The 15,442-nt window shown below is 64.0% G+C and carries 12 protein-coding genes and 1 tRNA gene; 6 read left to right on the forward strand and 7 right to left on the reverse strand.

Annotated features, from left to right (window positions below):
• Window positions 1–74: 74 nt before the first annotated feature.
• From hisB to hisD, 5 genes are all read right to left on the reverse strand, one after another.
• Complete coding sequence (gene hisB / locus FJZ36_07480) at window positions 75–665, reverse strand: imidazoleglycerol-phosphate dehydratase HisB (protein MBM3214738.1); 591 nt, start codon at window positions 663–665, stop codon at window positions 75–77.
• A gap of 63 nt (window positions 666–728) precedes the next feature.
• Window positions 729–1,505 (reverse strand): LamG domain-containing protein, encoded by a 777-nt coding sequence (locus FJZ36_07485; GenBank protein ID MBM3214739.1) that lies wholly within the window; start codon window positions 1,503–1,505, stop codon window positions 729–731.
• Window positions 1,495–1,983 (reverse strand): hypothetical protein, encoded by a 489-nt coding sequence (locus FJZ36_07490; protein ID MBM3214740.1) that lies wholly within the window; start codon window positions 1,981–1,983, stop codon window positions 1,495–1,497. The genes FJZ36_07485 and FJZ36_07490 overlap by 11 nt, the downstream gene beginning before the upstream one ends.
• Before the next feature lie 51 nt (window positions 1,984–2,034).
• The gene (hisC, locus tag FJZ36_07495; GenBank protein ID MBM3214741.1) at window positions 2,035–3,201 is read right to left on the reverse strand and encodes a histidinol-phosphate transaminase; all 1,167 of its coding nucleotides are present in this window, start codon (window positions 3,199–3,201) and stop codon (window positions 2,035–2,037) included.
• Window positions 3,123–4,421 (reverse strand): histidinol dehydrogenase, encoded by a 1,299-nt coding sequence (gene hisD / locus FJZ36_07500; GenBank protein ID MBM3214742.1) that lies wholly within the window; start codon window positions 4,419–4,421, stop codon window positions 3,123–3,125. Before hisD ends, hisC begins: the two co-directional genes overlap by 79 nt.
• A 129-nt stretch (window positions 4,422–4,550) precedes the next feature.
• Here hisD and FJZ36_07505 point away from each other — a divergent pair.
• Window positions 4,551–4,639, forward strand: a tRNA-Leu gene (locus tag FJZ36_07505).
• A 30-nt stretch (window positions 4,640–4,669) separates the two neighbouring features.
• Here FJZ36_07505 and FJZ36_07510 read toward each other — a convergent pair.
• A complete protein-coding gene (locus FJZ36_07510) occupies window positions 4,670–6,064 on the reverse strand; it encodes a Gfo/Idh/MocA family oxidoreductase (protein MBM3214743.1) in 1,395 nt (464 codons plus the stop codon).
• On the opposite strand from FJZ36_07510, the gene FJZ36_07515 reads away from it, so the two are divergent.
• Window positions 5,913–6,848 (forward strand): 2-keto-3-deoxy-D-arabinonate dehydratase, encoded by a 936-nt coding sequence (locus tag FJZ36_07515; GenBank protein MBM3214744.1) that lies wholly within the window; start codon window positions 5,913–5,915, stop codon window positions 6,846–6,848. The two genes, FJZ36_07510 and FJZ36_07515, sit on opposite strands and share 152 nt — an antisense overlap.
• A gap of 19 nt (window positions 6,849–6,867) precedes the next feature.
• On the opposite strand, the gene FJZ36_07520 is transcribed toward FJZ36_07515, so the two are convergent.
• Window positions 6,868–7,191, reverse strand: coding sequence for a hypothetical protein (locus tag FJZ36_07520; protein MBM3214745.1), 324 nt, complete (start codon window positions 7,189–7,191; stop codon window positions 6,868–6,870).
• A 36-nt stretch (window positions 7,192–7,227) separates the two neighbouring features.
• Here FJZ36_07520 and FJZ36_07525 point away from each other — a divergent pair, with 36 nt between their 5' ends.
• Genes FJZ36_07525 through FJZ36_07540 form a run of 4 tightly spaced genes read left to right on the forward strand, consistent with a single transcriptional unit; the run spans window position 7,228 to window position 14,864 of the window.
• A complete protein-coding gene (locus tag FJZ36_07525; protein ID MBM3214746.1) occupies window positions 7,228–8,583 on the forward strand; it encodes a phytanoyl-CoA dioxygenase family protein in 1,356 nt (451 codons plus the stop codon).
• Window positions 8,584–8,620: 37 nt separating this feature from the next.
• Complete coding sequence (locus FJZ36_07530) at window positions 8,621–10,372, forward strand: chromosome segregation protein SMC (protein MBM3214747.1); 1,752 nt, start codon at window positions 8,621–8,623, stop codon at window positions 10,370–10,372.
• Window positions 10,373–10,392: 20 nt separating this feature from the next.
• A complete protein-coding gene (locus FJZ36_07535) occupies window positions 10,393–11,424 on the forward strand; it encodes a TIM barrel protein (GenBank protein MBM3214748.1) in 1,032 nt (343 codons plus the stop codon).
• Between the two features lie 26 nt (window positions 11,425–11,450).
• On the forward strand, window positions 11,451–14,864 hold the full coding sequence (locus tag FJZ36_07540) for a tetratricopeptide repeat protein (protein ID MBM3214749.1): 3,414 nt from the start codon (window positions 11,451–11,453) through the stop codon (window positions 14,862–14,864).
• The last annotated feature ends 578 nt before the right edge of the window (window positions 14,865–15,442 follow it).

The raw sequence follows: 15,442 nt of genomic DNA on the forward strand, positions 1-15,442 counted from the left end.
GGCGACATCCGCTCCGACTGCCTCCAAGCCCTTCTGCACGCTGCGCAGATTGCCCTCGTATTCCACGACGGCGATCATTCGAGTCTGCCCTTCGAGGAGAGAACCCCAACAACACGGTCGTCGGGACGCGTCGCCTGGTCGAGCGCCCGCGCGAACGCCTTGAACAGGCTCTCGATGATGTGGTGGCGGTTCGACCCGTACGGGCACAACAGGTGGATCGTCGTGCCGGAGTAGTTGGCGAAGCCGTGGAAGAACTCTTCGACGAGTTCGACGTCGAAGTCCCCGACCTTGCCCCCGTCCAGCGGAGTCTGGAACACGACGATGGGACGCCCGCACAAGTCTAAGTGCACCGTCCCAAGGGCTTCGTACATGGGAACCGTCCCGCCGCCGAAGCGACGAATCCCAGCCTTGTCACCCAGAGCCTTCGCGACCCCCATGCCCAGGCAGATGCCGACGTCTTCGACCGTGTGGTGGGCGTCGACGTGCAGATCGCCTTGGGCGCGAACGCGCAGGTCGAAGAACGCGTGCTTGGCGAAGAGCTCCAGCATGTGATCCAGGAACCCGACGCCCGTCGCGGCGTCACAGGTTCCTGTGCCGTCTAGGTCGATTCGGAGCTCGATCTGCGTCTCGCGCGTCTTCCGCTCGATCTCGCCGATGCGTCCCATGCGTGCAGCCTGTCTTGCGAGCGTCCCCCGCGCATGGCGAGCGCCCGCGTGTGGTTCTCGCGGTTACTCCGACTTCAGAGCTCCCCAGGTGGATGCCGCCTTGCCTCCTGGCGACACGGCGAGCCCTGCCTCGAATCCGCCCATGATCGACTTGATCTCGTCTTCAGACAGCGCCTTGCCGAAGACCGCCACCTCGTCCAGCAAACCGGTCCACGACTCGTTACCTTGCCTGCCGATCTTGATGAAGGCGACGGGGTTCAGCTTGCCCGGGTAGTCGGCGTCGCCGACCATCTTGCCGTCGACGTACTGCCGTCCCTTCTTGTCCTTGTCGCTCAGCACCACGGCGACGTGGTACCACTTGTCCTTGTCGAGCTTCTGGTTCTTGGGCAGGTTGACGTTGCCGCCGCCTGCCGGAATGAACCGCCCCCAGAGCAAGCCCGTGTTCTCGACCCAGATGCCGATCGTCTTCGACTCAGGCGCGCCGTCCTGCGCTTCGTCCGCCTGCACGTGCGCGATGCCTGAGTTCGTAGTCGGAAGGTCCGTGTACTTCGCCCAGGCGACGACGCTCATCGACGCGCTCTGAACGATAGGCGCGATGGCGTAGTTGCCGGTGGCGAATGATAGCTCGATCGCCTTGCCGAACTTGCCGGTTCCCCATTTGGGCTCCTTGATCAGCTTGGCGTCTCGCTTGTTTCCCGAGCCGTCCACCGCGATATCGCCCTTGCCGTCGTCGAACATCCACAAGCCCACCAGCGCGCTGGCATCGATCGCTGCGTGGGCGGTTCCAACGCTCCATGCGAGGACGAGACCAAGACACGTAAGAGATATTCTACGGTTCACCACAGCCCTCCTTGCTGGGTAGTCCGATCACCCAGAGCAGAAACGCGAACGCCGAGCCGACGACCGCTCCGCTGTAGAACGGCACCGGCACGAGGAATTCCGCTCTGAGGAACCCGTTGATGATCGGCGGCAGGGCGATCAACGTCAAGCCGCATCCGAGCGTCGCGCGACCCAGCCATGTGTCGACCAGGCGTTCCCTGCCGCGCCGTATGTTGATCCACGAGACCCCAAGGAATCGGGTCGCCAGTCGGGCGTAGAAGTAGCCGACAGAGCACGCGAGCACAAACACGGAGACGCTCAATTCGAGCCGCGCCCTGAAGCCTAGAGCCGATCCGTGAGAGGTCAGCCATGCCCAGAGGAACTGAGCAGCGACCGCCGCCGCCGCTTGGGCGACGAGCCACTTGGGTCGAAGATAGAACGGCAGAACGCGGGAAGTCAACTCCGGGTCGAGCCCGCGCAGCCGTGGGAGTCGCAGCATGGCGCCGCTCCTGGGCTGGCGTGCTCCTTCACACCCACACCGTCTGGTCGGCTAGTCCCTTGCGAGCAAGGCACCGAGGAATCGGTCGTTCTCCTCGGGAGTGCCGATGGTCACTCGGAGGCAGTTCGACAGAGCACCGGGTCGGTCGAGACATCGAACGAGCACTCCGCCTCGGACGAGTCGATAGAAGCATTCGGTCGCCCCGCCGGATACGCGGAACAGGACGAAGTTCGCGTCGGATCGGAACGGCTCGAATCGGCTGTCACTCACCATCGCGGCGAAGACGCGGTCGCGCTCCGCGACGATGCGCTTTGCCTGTTCTCGCACGGCAGCGCTGTGTCGCAGTAGGATGCCGGCTGCCGCCTGGGAAAACGCGTTCACGTTGTAGGGCAACCGCACCTTGTTGACGCAGCCGATCCACTCCGGGCGGGCTGCCATGTAGCCGACCCGCAGACCCGCGATGCCGTACGCCTTTGAGAACGTCCGAAGGACGATCAGGTTCACGTGGTCGCGGAGGAGCGCGATGAAGCTCAGCCCGGAGTACTCGAAGTAGGCTTCATCCGACACGACGAGAACGTCCTCGCGGCGCAGCAGCGACTCGACGATGGTCGCGTCCCAGCAGTTGCCGGTGGGATTGTTCGGATAGCTGAGGAAGACGATGTTCGTGCTATCCCTTCGGAGCGCTCCGAGCAACGCGTCGGCGTCGATCTCGAACCGGTCGTCGAGCGGCACGCCGACGTACTCGACGCCATGCCCCTGGCTCAGGATGCGGTACATCGAGAAGGTCGGTTCCGGCGACAACACGCGGCAGTCCGGGCGACCCAGCGCCTGGATGAGGTAGGAGATCAGCTCGTCGGACCCGTTGCCGACTGCGACCCAACCGGGATCGAGCCGAAGGCGCTCCGCCAGGGCTCCTCGCAACTCGACGGTGTCCGCGTCCGGGTACCGGTTCGGCGGCATCGCTGCGAAGAGCTCAGCGATCTCGTTTCTAGCTGATTCCGGCAGATCGAACGGGCTCTCGTTGGCATCGAGCTTGACCTGGTGCGGCACAGGCTCCACGTGGTACGGCTGCAGTGCAGCCAGGTCGTCTCTGAGGAAGCGCGCCGAGACCGTTGGGCGTTCTTGCACGGGCTTTGAGCTCAGGTAGGCGGGTTCTGGTTCCTGCGTCGGATCGTGGCGGAGGCGGCGTGTCCCTCCAGCCCTTCCGCGTGCGCCAATGCTACGATCGCGTCCGTCACACGGTCAAGCGCCTGCGGTGTGTAGGCGAGCAGGTTCGTCGTCTTGAGGAAGTCCGCGACGCACAGCGACGAATAGAACCGCGCGGTTCCCCCGGTCGGAAGGACGTGGCTCGGACCTGCGACATAGTCTCCTACGGCTTCCGGCGTGGACTCGCCGACGAAGACCGCCCCCGCGTTGCGTATCCTCACGGCGACGGGCATCGGGTCTCGCGTGAGCACCTCGACGTGCTCCGGCGCGACCTCGTTCGCGATCCCGATGGCGGCGTCTATATCCGACACGACCAGACACGCCCCGAACGATTCAAAGGAGCCGCGTATCTCCTCCTGCCGCGGGAGCGTCTCGACCTGCGACCGAAGTTCCTCGCAGACCGATTCCGCCAATGCCTTCGATGTCGTGACGAGGACCGCCGACGACCGCGCGCCATGCTCCGCCTGTGAGATGAGGTCGGCTGCGACATAGGCGGGAGTCGCCGTGTGATCGGCGATCACGAGGACTTCGCTGGGACCCGCCAGCTTGTCGATATCGACGATCCCGACGACCTCGCGCTTGGCAAGCTGTACGTAGTCTCCGCCGGGCCCGACGACCTTGTCGACGCGCGGGATGCTGCGCGTGCCGTAAGCCATGGCGGCGATCGCGGGAACGCCGGCGCACGCATAGACCTCCTCGATGCCGCACTCGCGCGCCGTCACGAGCATACCAGGATGCACCCCCCCAGTGCGTTGGGGCGGCGCTGCCAGCGCGATCTCCGAGACGCCGGCGACCTGTGCCGGGATCGCGTTCATCATCAACGACGAGAAGAGCGTCGGGGGGCAGTAGACCCCGACTCGACGGAGCGGAAAGACCATCTGTCCGAGCAGGGAACCGTCGGGCTCGGTCATCATCCAGGAGCGCGAGAGCTGCTTCTCGTGGAACGAGCGTATGTTGCCGATTGCCAACCGCACGGCGTCGAGGAACGCGTCGGTGACGTGGGAGTAGGCGCGCTCCATGTCCTCGATCGACACGCGTAGCTCATTAGGCGCGTCCGGGGAGTCGAACATGCGGGTAAACTCGCGGCAAGCGTCGTCGCCGTCTAAGCGGACGCGCGCGATGATCTCCCGAACCGACGACAGCAGGCTTCTGTCACCGAATCCGCCACGCTGGGACATCCGCGCGAGGAAACGCTCGGCTTCGGGGCTCGGGAAGGTGATGGTCGGCAGCATGCGTTTGCCCTGTTTTCCGGGATCGAGACGATGGCGGAATGCTAACGTCCACGACAGGCACGGTCAACAGCGGACGCTTGCCTTCGGCAATCCGGTGTGGTACAAGTGTTCTAGCCGATCCGACGGCGCGCCGGAGTGGTGAAATTGGCAGACACAGGAGACTCAAAATCTCCCGACTCTTAGCGGTCGTGTCGGTTCGAGTCCGACCTCCGGCACCACATCACACACGACGCAGCCACAAGTCCCGACTAGCTCAACTCGACCGTTCGACCTGTTGACGCACTCTCCACGGCGGCGTACGCGATACGGATCGACCTCAGGTTGTCGCGTCCGCTGGTCATGGGTTCTCTGCCGTCGTTGAGCGCGCGCATCAACTCGCCCATCGACCCGCCGAAGGCATCCGGGAACCAACTGCCCTCGATGTGGAAAGTCTGACGGCGCTCCGGCTCGTCTAACAGACAGACCGTCATCTCGTTGCCGGAGACCATGGCGCTGCCCAGCGTGCCGTCCGCGATCCAGTCGTACCGATGGAGCCCACGGACGCGCACGATGTTGTTGAAGTGGCTCATCGCCATCACTTGGCGTTCTGGCGCGAACTCCATCAGGATCGTATGGCACATGGGCGACACCGCCGCTTGTCCCGGCTGCATCGTCGCCGTCGCCTTGACGCGCAGTGGATCGAGACCCGTGTAGTACCGGCACAGGTCAATGTAGTGAATGCCGTGGTCGATGATGTTGAAGTCTTTGAGAGCCACGAACCAGGAGCCCGGCGCGTCCTGAAACGACCGATGGAAGTGCGTGATGCAGTAGACATGCCCAAGAACGCCCCGGTCGAGGATGACCTTCAGAGCTCGGTGCGCTGGAGCCCATCGCGCCTGCTGGTTCACCATGAGCGGAACGGACGCCTGCCGGCACAACTCGACCATGCGAGTCGCAGCCGCCCAGTCCATCGCAAATGGTTTCTGGCTCAGAATGCCCAACAGGTGTCGCGGACGCCTCGCGCAGATATGTTCGACGATGGGAAGGCGCTGGGAACCGTGTACCGCGAGGTCGATGATCTGGACCTCGGGGTTCTCAAGCATGTCGTCGATGCTGGTCGTGACGCGCGGGACGCCGAACCGCTCCTGGACCTGCTTCACGGCGGATTCGACGACGTCGCACGCCGCCACGACTCGATAGCCGAACCGCTGGTAGGCGGGAAGGTGGGCTCCCCGGACGATGCCGCCGCAGCCGATGAACCCGATGCCGTAGTCTTTGCGGTCGGGCGGCGTCGGTTGGTACTCCTCGGGACGCAGATCGATGGTCGGCATGGCAGGGCTCCTGTGGGGTCGGACGGACGCGACGGGCTCAGAATAGCCGACTGGAGGCAACCCGTCACGCGCCGGTCTGCGCCAGGAACTGCGGATCGGTTCTTGAGTCGCCGGCTTCATCCCGGTATGATCGCGCCAACACGGCTTTCGTGCGGTTCCCCGCCATGACGAAGGGCTAGAGATGAAACTGATCCAGTACCACCAACCCGGTGAAGGCAAGCGGGTCGGAGTCGTCACTCGCGAGAACGTCGTGATCGATGTCACGACGGATGAGTGCCCGACGGTGTTGTCGCTGCTCGAGACGTCTGCGCGGGAACAGGTGAGTCTGAACATCCTCGTCGGTGAGATGCAAGAACGCGCGTCGCAGGGACGCCCCGTGGTAGCTCCGTGGGAGCGCGACTCGGTTCCCAGCCTTCGGTACGAGGACTTGGACAACGCGCCGTCGCCCGAGGAACGGCATCTGCTCCTGCCGCTCGACCCACCCGAGGTGTGGGGCTGCGGAGTCACCTACAAGCGCAGTTCCGACATGCGCGACGAGGACAGCCAGACGAACATCTACTCGCGGGTCTACTCGGCGGATCGCCCGGAGATCTTCTTCAAGGCGACCGCGAGCCGATGTGTCGGACACCATGGCGCGATTGGCATTCGGAGCGATTCCGTGTTGACGGCGACCGAGCCCGAACTCGCGTTCGTCCTCGGCGCGGACGGCGACATCGTCGGCTACACGCTCTGCAACGACGTGTCCGCATGGGACATCGAACGCGACAACCCGCTGTATCTGCCGCAGTCGAAGACGTACAACGGGTGCTGCGCGCTCGGACCCGCGCTCATCACGCCCAGCGAGGTGGACGACATCTACGACATCGGCCTGACGTGCACGATCATCCGGGATGGATCGACGCTCTGGGAGGGCTCAGTCAACACAGGGCAGATCAAGCGGAAGTTCGACGAACTGACGACCTACCTGCTGCGGGATAACGATTGTCCGGTTGGAACCGTCGTCTCTAGCGGAACCGGGATCATCGTCCCGAACACGCTGCCGCTGAAGGGCGGCGACACGGTGAAGATTGCCGCGCCCTCCATCGGCGTGCTCTCGAACGGGGTCGTGCAGTTCTAGCAGACGGCGCGGTTCGGTATCAGTCGAGCACGCGCCCGAGTTGCCCGACCGCCGTCTCGCCCCCTTTGTAGTGCAGATGGCGCTCGCCGACGATGGGCTGAGTGCTGACGATCTCGATAGTGCCGGACACGGTCGCTCCGGTCTCCTCATCGAGAAGCTGCCACCAACGGTACGGTCCTACGGCGCGGCTCCGCTGCATGATGACGCGGGCGTCGGTGATGTTGCGCACGATGAACGAGATGTGCGCGTCGGCGTTGCCCACGTTCAGGAAGCGGAAGTAGTCGTAGGCGCCGGAGACGAGCTCCGGGAAGAACAGCCGTTTTCCGACCGTTCGTCCGAACACGCTGGCGCCCGGGAAGTCGAGGACCTGGTTCCCCAAATGGCAGTGGCGCTCGGCGACGATGGGCTGGTTGCAGTTCACTTCGAAGGATGTGCTCACCTTGGGCGTCTCGACGGCGGGCGTCCACGCCTGGTACGGAGCGATCGTGTTCTCCGCGCTCCACACCGTCTGCGCGTTTTCGTCGCGCGCGATGCAGACGACTCTCCCGTTGGCGGTTCCCACGTTGACGACCTGGATCCAGTCCTGCCACACGGGGTCGAGCTGAGCGAAGTAGAGCGTAGTCGCTGGCATGGGGGGTCCTCATTCTTACGAGCAGTGAGATTCTACGGGTTGGCGCGGCATATCACAACCGCGACTTCTCGCAGTGCGACGTGCTGGTTCCCATCGTCCCTTGACCGCCGCGATTCGCCGTCGTACTCTCAACGCGTTGCCCAGCGTGTCCGACGACCCCTGCTGTGGGAGGCTTGTGAGGTGAGTGTCGATCTGGAGCAGCGCGCGAGCGATCCGATCGCCGTACCGAAGATCGTATCTGACGCTGACGTGTGCCATTTCGTCGATAAGGGATTCCTCGTCGTCCCGAACCTGATGACTGTCGATGAAATCGCCGATCTGCGCCAGGACACGGTGAACTTGGCGCGCGGCGCCTACCCGTGCGACTCCCTGAAACCCCTGCCGGGCGATATGTCCGATACCGAGGCGCTCGCCAACATCCTGTGCATCCATCAACCGCACTACATCAGTCCGGTGATGGAGAAGTACGTCCGCCACCCACGCATCTGCGGTGTGCTGAGTCAGATCACGGCGGCGCATCTGCCTCACTGGGATGGCAGCGCCAAGTGCATGCAATCGATGTTGTTCGTCAAGCCGCCGGGATTCCAGGGGCAGGCGTGGCATCAGGACGAAGTCTACATCCCGACAAGGGACCGCTCGCTCATCGGCGCGTGGATCGCCATGGACGACGCGACCATCGAGAACGGCTGCTTGTGGATCATTCCCGGATCGCACCGATCCGGGTACCTGTACCCCCAGCGAGAGCACAAGAACCCCGAGGAGTTCGATTTCGCCGGGGAGAGCTACGGCTTCGACGAGACCGCCGAGGTGCCCGTCGAGGTGAGCTGCGGTTCCGTCGTGTTCTTCAACGGCTATCTGCTGCACCGCTCGCGGAAGAACCGCAGCGGCATCTATCGACGGGTTCTGGTGAATCACTACTGCAACGCATGGTCGCTGCTGCCGTGGAGTATGCGCGAGGGCGAACGTCCCGCGACCGCCGACCGGCGAGCGATTGTCCACGTGTCCGGCGTCGACCCTTACGCGTGGAAGGGCGTCGAAACGCCGCCGAACAACGTGTGGCTGCGGACGTGTCAGGCGAACACGGAAACCAAGTCGCAGCCGTAACGGTCGGCGCGACGACGTCGGAGGCTCTGCCCGGACGATGATTACGCGCGTGATCATCCGGAACTTCAAGCGATTCGAAGAGCAGGAGTTCGGCGACCTCGGCAGCCTCCACTTGTTGGTCGGGCAGAACAACTCCGGCAAGAGCACGCTCCTTCAGGCGCTTGCGATCTGGTCCTTCTGCATCGAGCAGTTCAGGATGTCTGCGCGAAGTGGTGAGCGCGCCATCGAGATCACGCTGCCGAATTTCACACCGTTGCCGTTGCCTGAGTTCCGACTTCTGTGGCTGAACAAGACGGAACGCAAGTATACACAGCTTAGTGACCCCGCGTCAGGCAAGATGAAGCGAGTTCAGGAGTTCATCCGCATTGAGTTGGACGTCGAGTGGCAGACTCGCGTTGGTACCTCCCATCAGTTCCGCGTTGAGCTTCGATACCAGACGCGACAGACCGTTTACGCAAGACCGGTTGGAGGATGGGAGCGATTCCGTGCATTGGACCGCGAAGGAGCCTTTCCTCGCGTCGTCTATGTGCCTCCGACATCCAATATCGAGGATCGAGAGCAATGGGTTGACGATCCTGTGCTGGGCGCGCGGGTGGGACGCGGCCAGCCTGGTAGCATCGTCCGTAACGTGCTTCTTCGCACTGCTGAACGGCAAGGTGGACTGGGCGTTCGGACTCCATTCGGAGAACTGACGTCAAGGGTCAAGGACTGGTTCGGCGTAGACGTATGCCAGCCGGAGTACCGGCGAGGGCAAGACCAGTACATCACATCCGTCTACCGCACCGCGGATCAGGTTGAACTCGATTGGGTCAACGCTGGGAGTGGACTCCTTCAGACTCTCATTGTGCTCTCGTTCCTCTACGGATTCGAACCCGACGTCTTGTTACTGGACGAACCCGACGCGCACCTTCATGTGAACCTGCAGCGGTCGCTGCTGCAGTTCCTGAGCAAGACCGCGCGCGAAGAGTCTGTACAGATGCTCATCGCGACGCATGCAGAGGAGTTCATCCGCAACGTCGACGCGTCGCAGATCACGTTCCTGACACCGGGAGGACCGCGACCCATCAAGCGCGTCGAAGCTGCAACGTTCGCGCTCAGCGAGATCAGCAACCTCGATCTGGTGAACCTGATCGAAAGGCGCGTTTTCGTCTACGTCGAAGGAGAAACGGACGCGGAACTCCTGCGCGCATGGGCGGGCGTGCTGGACGGAACGGCGGAGTTCGAGGGGATCGAGTCGGCTATAGAATCGCGCGTCGCGTTCATCCCGCTTGGCGGGGGCAGCGCCGACGAAATGAAAGAACGCGCGGATCGGCACTTCGACGGCGCTCGCCTTCTCAGCGACAGAGCGGAGCGTGTGATGTTGCTCGATCGGAACAACCGGGCGACACTGCCGGCGGACACAGACGGGAATCCTGTCCTGCGCGTGTGGAAGCGGCGGCACGTTGAGAACTACCTGTTGATTCCTCATCCGTGGCAAAGGGTTGTCGAACGCGATTTCGAGCTCCACCGCAACATAGTCGACGGGTTCTTCTTCGACGAGCAGGGCTTCTCGGATCGAACCGATTGGCTTTCGGACACCGTCGAGAGTCTGAACACAAGCCGCGCCAAACTGCTGCTTTTCGACGCGCGGCAAGCGCTGAACCATTACGATGCGCTGAACGCGCGCCTCTACGACCACGGTCTGATCTATACGCGCCATGACATCGCCAGCGCGATGCGCCCCGAGGAAGTGCACCGGGACGTTCGAGACGTGCTCCGGCTGATCTACGACAAGACGCGCGTGCCATAGAGCGAAGGGGATACCCTGACATGAAACTCGGCATGGGCATCTACGCGGGCATGGCGACGGACCGCAACCTCCAGTTCGCCCGCCAGATCGGCGTCGGACACATCGTCCAGCACCTCCCCGGCGAGGAGACCTTCCCCTCGGCGCGAGAAGGCTACTGGTCCTACGACGACCTGGCGCGCCTGCGAGTCCATATCGAGAGTCACGGTTTGGCGCTCGCCGCCATCGAGAACTTCGCCCCGCATCACTGGGATCAGGTGCTGCTCGACTTGCCCGGCAAGGCGGCGCAGATGGAGAACCTCAAGAAGACCATCCGCAACATGGGCAAGGCGGGGATTCCCGTCATGGGTTACTACTTCAGTCTGGCGGGTGTCTGGGGACGCGTCTCCGGCGAGTTCGCGCGCGGCGGGGCGACGTCGGTCGGCTTCCTGGAGGATCAGGCTCCCGAACAGAAGCCCATTCCCCACGGCGAAGTCTGGGGCACCCGCGTCCGATCCGACGTGCCTCCGGGTGACATCGGGACTGTCACACACGAGCAGATGTGGAGCCGCCTCGAGTACTTCCTGACGAACCTGGTGCCCGTCGCCGAGGCAGCCGGCGTTCGGCTCGCCGCGCACCCCGACGATCCGCCGCTACCCGTGCTGCGCGGTACGGCACGCCTCATCACGCACCCCGACTACTACCGACGACTGCTCGACATCGCTCCGAGCTCGTCCAACGCCATCGAGTTCTGCCAGGGAACCGTGTCCGAGATGCAGGGGGCTGATGTCTACGACGCGATCCGCCGGTACGCCTCCGAGGGAAAGATCGCGTACGTGCACTTTCGGAACGTCCGTGGGAAGGTTCCCAACTACCGCGAGGTCTTCATCGACGAGGGCGACGTCGATATGGTAAAAGCCCTGCGCGCCTACGCCGAATCCGGCTACGACGGCGTTCTGATCCCCGACCACACGCCAGCGACCGCCTGCGACGCGCCGTGGCATGCCGGAATCGCGTACGCGATCGGTTACATGCGCGCCGCGATGACGGTCTTGGGCATTCCCATCGAGTCTTAGCACCGCGTTTCAGGAGGCCTGCGACGGTGGCATCACGTCGGTTCGCGTTCGCTGTCCTGTGCGTGCTGCTCGCTCGCGCATCCCTGGCAACCGCCGCCTATGTTCCCGATGAGGCAATGGTGCGCGGGATGAACCGCGCCGTCGGCCTCATGGAGCAGTTCCGCTTCACCGACGCGGCAACAGCGTTCGACGCCCTCGCCGCCAGGGCTCCCACTTGGGCGGTGGCGCACCTGAACGCGGGCATCGCGCACCTGAACGCGCTTTCGGACCCGTCGAAGCCCGGTGGGGCTCTCGACAAGGCGGAAGCCGCGTTCAGGAAGGCTGCCGAGCTCGACCCGATGATGCCCAATGCGCCCTACTGTCTCGGCATGTTGAGCCGGTACCGAGGCGATTCCACGGCAGCACTCAAGTACTTCCAGGAGGCGCTCAGGTTGAGCCCGGAAGACCCCGATGCGCTCTACTTCATCGGCACGATGCTGCTCTCGTCGGGGCAGATGGAAGCATCCGTCGACTACTTCCGACGAGCCATTGAGCGGAACCCGTACCTGCTGTCGGCGCACTACTCGCTCGCACAGGCGCTCATACGGCTCCAGGAACGACAAGAGGCATTGAGCGTCTTGGCGACGTTCCAGCGACTCGACGCCGCGAAGGTGGGCGTCAAGCGCGCCGTCGCCTACACGGAGATGGGTTCGCTCGCGGACGTGGTCCGCCTCTTCCCGCCCGCCAAGGACGCTCCCCGCGCGAGCAAACTTGCCGTGCGATTCACCACGACGGACGCGGGTCTGACGCTATCGCACGCCGGAAAGGGCGTGCCGCTCGCATTCGCCGCCAACGACGCCGCGAGCCTCGGCGGATCGCTGGGGATCGGCGACGTGGACGGCGACGAGGACCTGGATATCGTGGCTCCGGCAGTCCGAATGACCGACGGAACGGTTCGTGACGTGCTCTATGTGAACGCCAACGGGCGGTTCCGAAGTCAGCCGCTTCCGAATAGCCGGGCGAGTTCCGCGCGGGATTCGGTCGCTGCCCTGTTCGGTGACTACGACGGCGACGGGAACGCCGATCTGTATCTTCTTCGCTCAGGTCCGAACGCGTTGCTGCGCGGCGATGGAAAGGGTTCGTTTGCCGATGTGACCGATGCAGCCGGAGCATCCGGAGGCGACGCGCGCTCGCTGGCTGGCGCGTGGTCCGACGCCGACCACGACGGCGACCTCGACCTGCTGATCCTCAACGCGGACGGCTTGGCGCTTCTTCGGAACAACGGCAACGGTTCGTTCGCGGACGTGACGGCGAGTTCGGGTCTTGGCGATTTGCCTGGGAACCCTTGGGGGCTCTCGCTCGCGGACTTCGACAACGACGCGGACGTGGATGCGCTGATCGTCCCTCGGAGCGGCTCGGCGCAGCTTCGACTGAACCAGCGCCTGAACCAGTGGGCAACCGGTCCGTCGCCATCACCGTTCGTGTCGAGCGCTGTGTCGGTGCTCACGGCGGACTTCGACAAGGACGGCGACGCCGATGTGCTGGCGCTCCTTGGCGATTCGACCCCGGCGCGGCTCTACCGGAACCGAGGCGACGGCTCCTTCGAGGCGTACGAGTGGAGCGATCGCGTTACGGGCAGCACCGGCGCGCTCATCGACTACGACAACGACGGCGCGGTGGACGTCTTTATCGCCAACGGGAAGGTCGGAGGGGAGAAGTCGGGTCACTGCGTTCTCCTCGCGAACGACGGCGCTGGTCGGCTGACCGACGTCTCGAACACTGTGGGGCTCGCCGGCGTCGTCATCGCGAACGCGCGCGGCGCGGCAGGTGTGGACATCGACAGCGACGGCGACAGCGATCTGGTCATCGCCCGCAACGGCGACACGCCGGTCGTCCTGCGGAACGATGGAGCCAATCGCCACAAGTGGTTGTCGATCCGACTCGCCGGCAAGATGGCGAATCGGCTCGGGTACGGCTCGACGGTCGAGGTGAAGTGCGGCAGTCTCTGGCAGAAGTCGGAGCTACAGATGGTCGGCGGCGTCGGGGCGTCGTCGAGCCCTCGTCTTGAGTTCGGGTTAGCGGACGCCTCGACGGCGGATTTCGTGCGGATCGTGTGGTCCAACGCGGTGCTGCAGTCGGAGCTCGAGGTGGCGGCGAACCAGCGGCTGACCATCCCAGAGGTGCAGCGGAAGGCGTCTTCGTGCCCGATCCTGTTCGCTTGGAACGGAGAGCGGTTCGAGTTCGTGACCGACTTCATGGGAGGGGGCGGCATCGGCTTCTTCGTCGCGCCCAGCGCGTACGGACCTCCCGATCCTTCGGAGCGCGTGCGTATCGAAGGCTCCCAACTCCGCGAAAGAGACGGCGAGCTCCAGCTCCGAGTCATGGAACCGATGGAGGAGGTCGCCTACGTCGATGAGTTGCGTCTGACAGCGGTCGATCATCCGGTCGGCACCGAGGTCTACCCGGACGAGCGCTTCTCGACGGACGGTCAGATGCCATCCGGCAAGCCGTACGTCTACGAACGCCGCATTCATCCGATCCGAGCCATCGACCAGGATGGAGCAGACTGGACGGAGACCGTGACAGACCGAGATCGCAGATACCCGACTCTCGACCGCCATCCCCGGTTCCTCGGCTATCTCGCCCGCGTGCACTCGCTCGAACTCGACTTCGGAAACCGGTTCTCGACGCTCGACGCGTCTAAGCCGTGTGTGCTGAACCTGTACGGATGGATCGAGTACCCCTACTCGCATGTCGTCTACGCGGCTCAGCAGGCTGGGATCGAGGGCTCCGGCATGAGCGTCGACGTTAGGACCGGCGGAGGCGACTGGCGAACCGTTCTGACGTCCGCTGGCTATCCGGCAGGCATGCCCAAGACGATGACGCTGGACATCAGCCCGTACGTAACGCCAGACACACAGGCGATCCGACTGCGGACCAACATGGAGATCTACATCGACGAGGCGTTCATCGCGCAGGATGTGGGCACGGACGCCGTTCGCCAGACGCAGATACGGGCATCGCGGGCGACACTCGAACACGCCGGCTACCCGCGCGAAGCCAGCCCAGACGGCAGGATGCCGCGTCTCTACGACTACTCGACGATGGATCGCACCTACGCCTTCCGCAACACGCGGGGGGTCCACACGCGGTACGGCGACGTAACGCCCGTCGTCGCCGATGCCGACGACCAATACGTCATCCTGGGGCGCGGCGAGGAGCTCGCGGTCGCGTTCAGCGCTGCGGACCTCCCGCCAATCCCGGAGGGCTACGAGCGCACGTATCTGTTCGACACCTTCGGCTACTGCAAGGATATGGACCTCTACACGGCGTTCCCCGACACCGTCGAGCCGCTGCCCTTCCGAGCCATGTCCGGCTATCCCTACGCGTCCACCGAGTCCTATCCCGACACGACGGCGATCCGGCAGTACCGTGCGACCTACCAGACGCGCGAGAAATGACGGCGTGACGCCGCGCGCCGTGATCATCGGCGCGGCGCTGATCCCGGTATCGTGCTTCTGGATCACGAACTCGGAGATGGCGACTGGCGTCACCGAGATCACTTCGACCTCCCTCCTCATCGGCGCGGTCTTCATCCTGTTCTGCCTGGTGCTCGCGAACGTCGCGACGGAGCGCGTTTCACCGCGTTACGCCCTGACTGGCGGCGAGATGCTGACCATCTACGTAATGGTCACGCTCGCGATGAGCATCAACGGGATCGGCATGTTCGGCTTCCTAACGACGGCTCTGACGAATCCCTACTACTACGCGACCCTTGAGAACCGGTGGCGCGACTACTGGACGCCGATGCCCTCGTGGTTCGCCCCGCAGAGCCCAACGGCGATCGCGCACTTCTACGAGGGAAACTCGACCCTCTACACGCCGGATCATCTGCGGTCTTGGCTCGTTCCAAGCATCGTCTGGGCGGGGTTCACGGCAGCGCTGCTCTGGACGACGTTCTGCCTGAACGCGATCCTGCGCCGCCGCTGGAGCGAGCAGGAGCAGCTCACCTATCCGATTACGACGCTGCCTGTCGAGA

Source organism: Candidatus Poribacteria bacterium, from assembly GCA_016866785.1.
In the GTDB taxonomy this organism is placed as follows: domain Bacteria; phylum Poribacteria; class WGA-4E.

Excerpts from the sequence above, each read along its gene's own strand:
- hisB (MBM3214738.1), bottom strand. The coding sequence starts at position 665 with ATGGGACGCATCGGCGAGATCGAGCGGAAGACGCGCGAGACGCAGATC.
- FJZ36_07530 (MBM3214747.1), top strand. The coding sequence starts at position 8,621 with ATGATTACGCGCGTGATCATCCGGAACTTCAAGCGATTCGAAGAGCAG.
- FJZ36_07535 (MBM3214748.1), top strand. The coding sequence starts at position 10,393 with ATGAAACTCGGCATGGGCATCTACGCGGGCATGGCGACGGACCGCAAC.
- hisD (MBM3214742.1), bottom strand. The coding sequence starts at position 4,421 with ATGCTGCCGACCATCACCTTCCCGAGCCCCGAAGCCGAGCGTTTCCTC.
- FJZ36_07515 (MBM3214744.1), top strand. The coding sequence starts at position 5,913 with ATGAAACTGATCCAGTACCACCAACCCGGTGAAGGCAAGCGGGTCGGA.
- FJZ36_07510 (MBM3214743.1), bottom strand. The coding sequence starts at position 6,064 with ATGTTCAGACTCACCTGTTCCCGCGCAGACGTCTCGAGCAGCGACAAC.
- FJZ36_07525 (MBM3214746.1), top strand. The coding sequence starts at position 7,228 with ATGGCAGTGGCGCTCGGCGACGATGGGCTGGTTGCAGTTCACTTCGAA.
- FJZ36_07490 (MBM3214740.1), bottom strand. The coding sequence starts at position 1,983 with ATGCTGCGACTCCCACGGCTGCGCGGGCTCGACCCGGAGTTGACTTCC.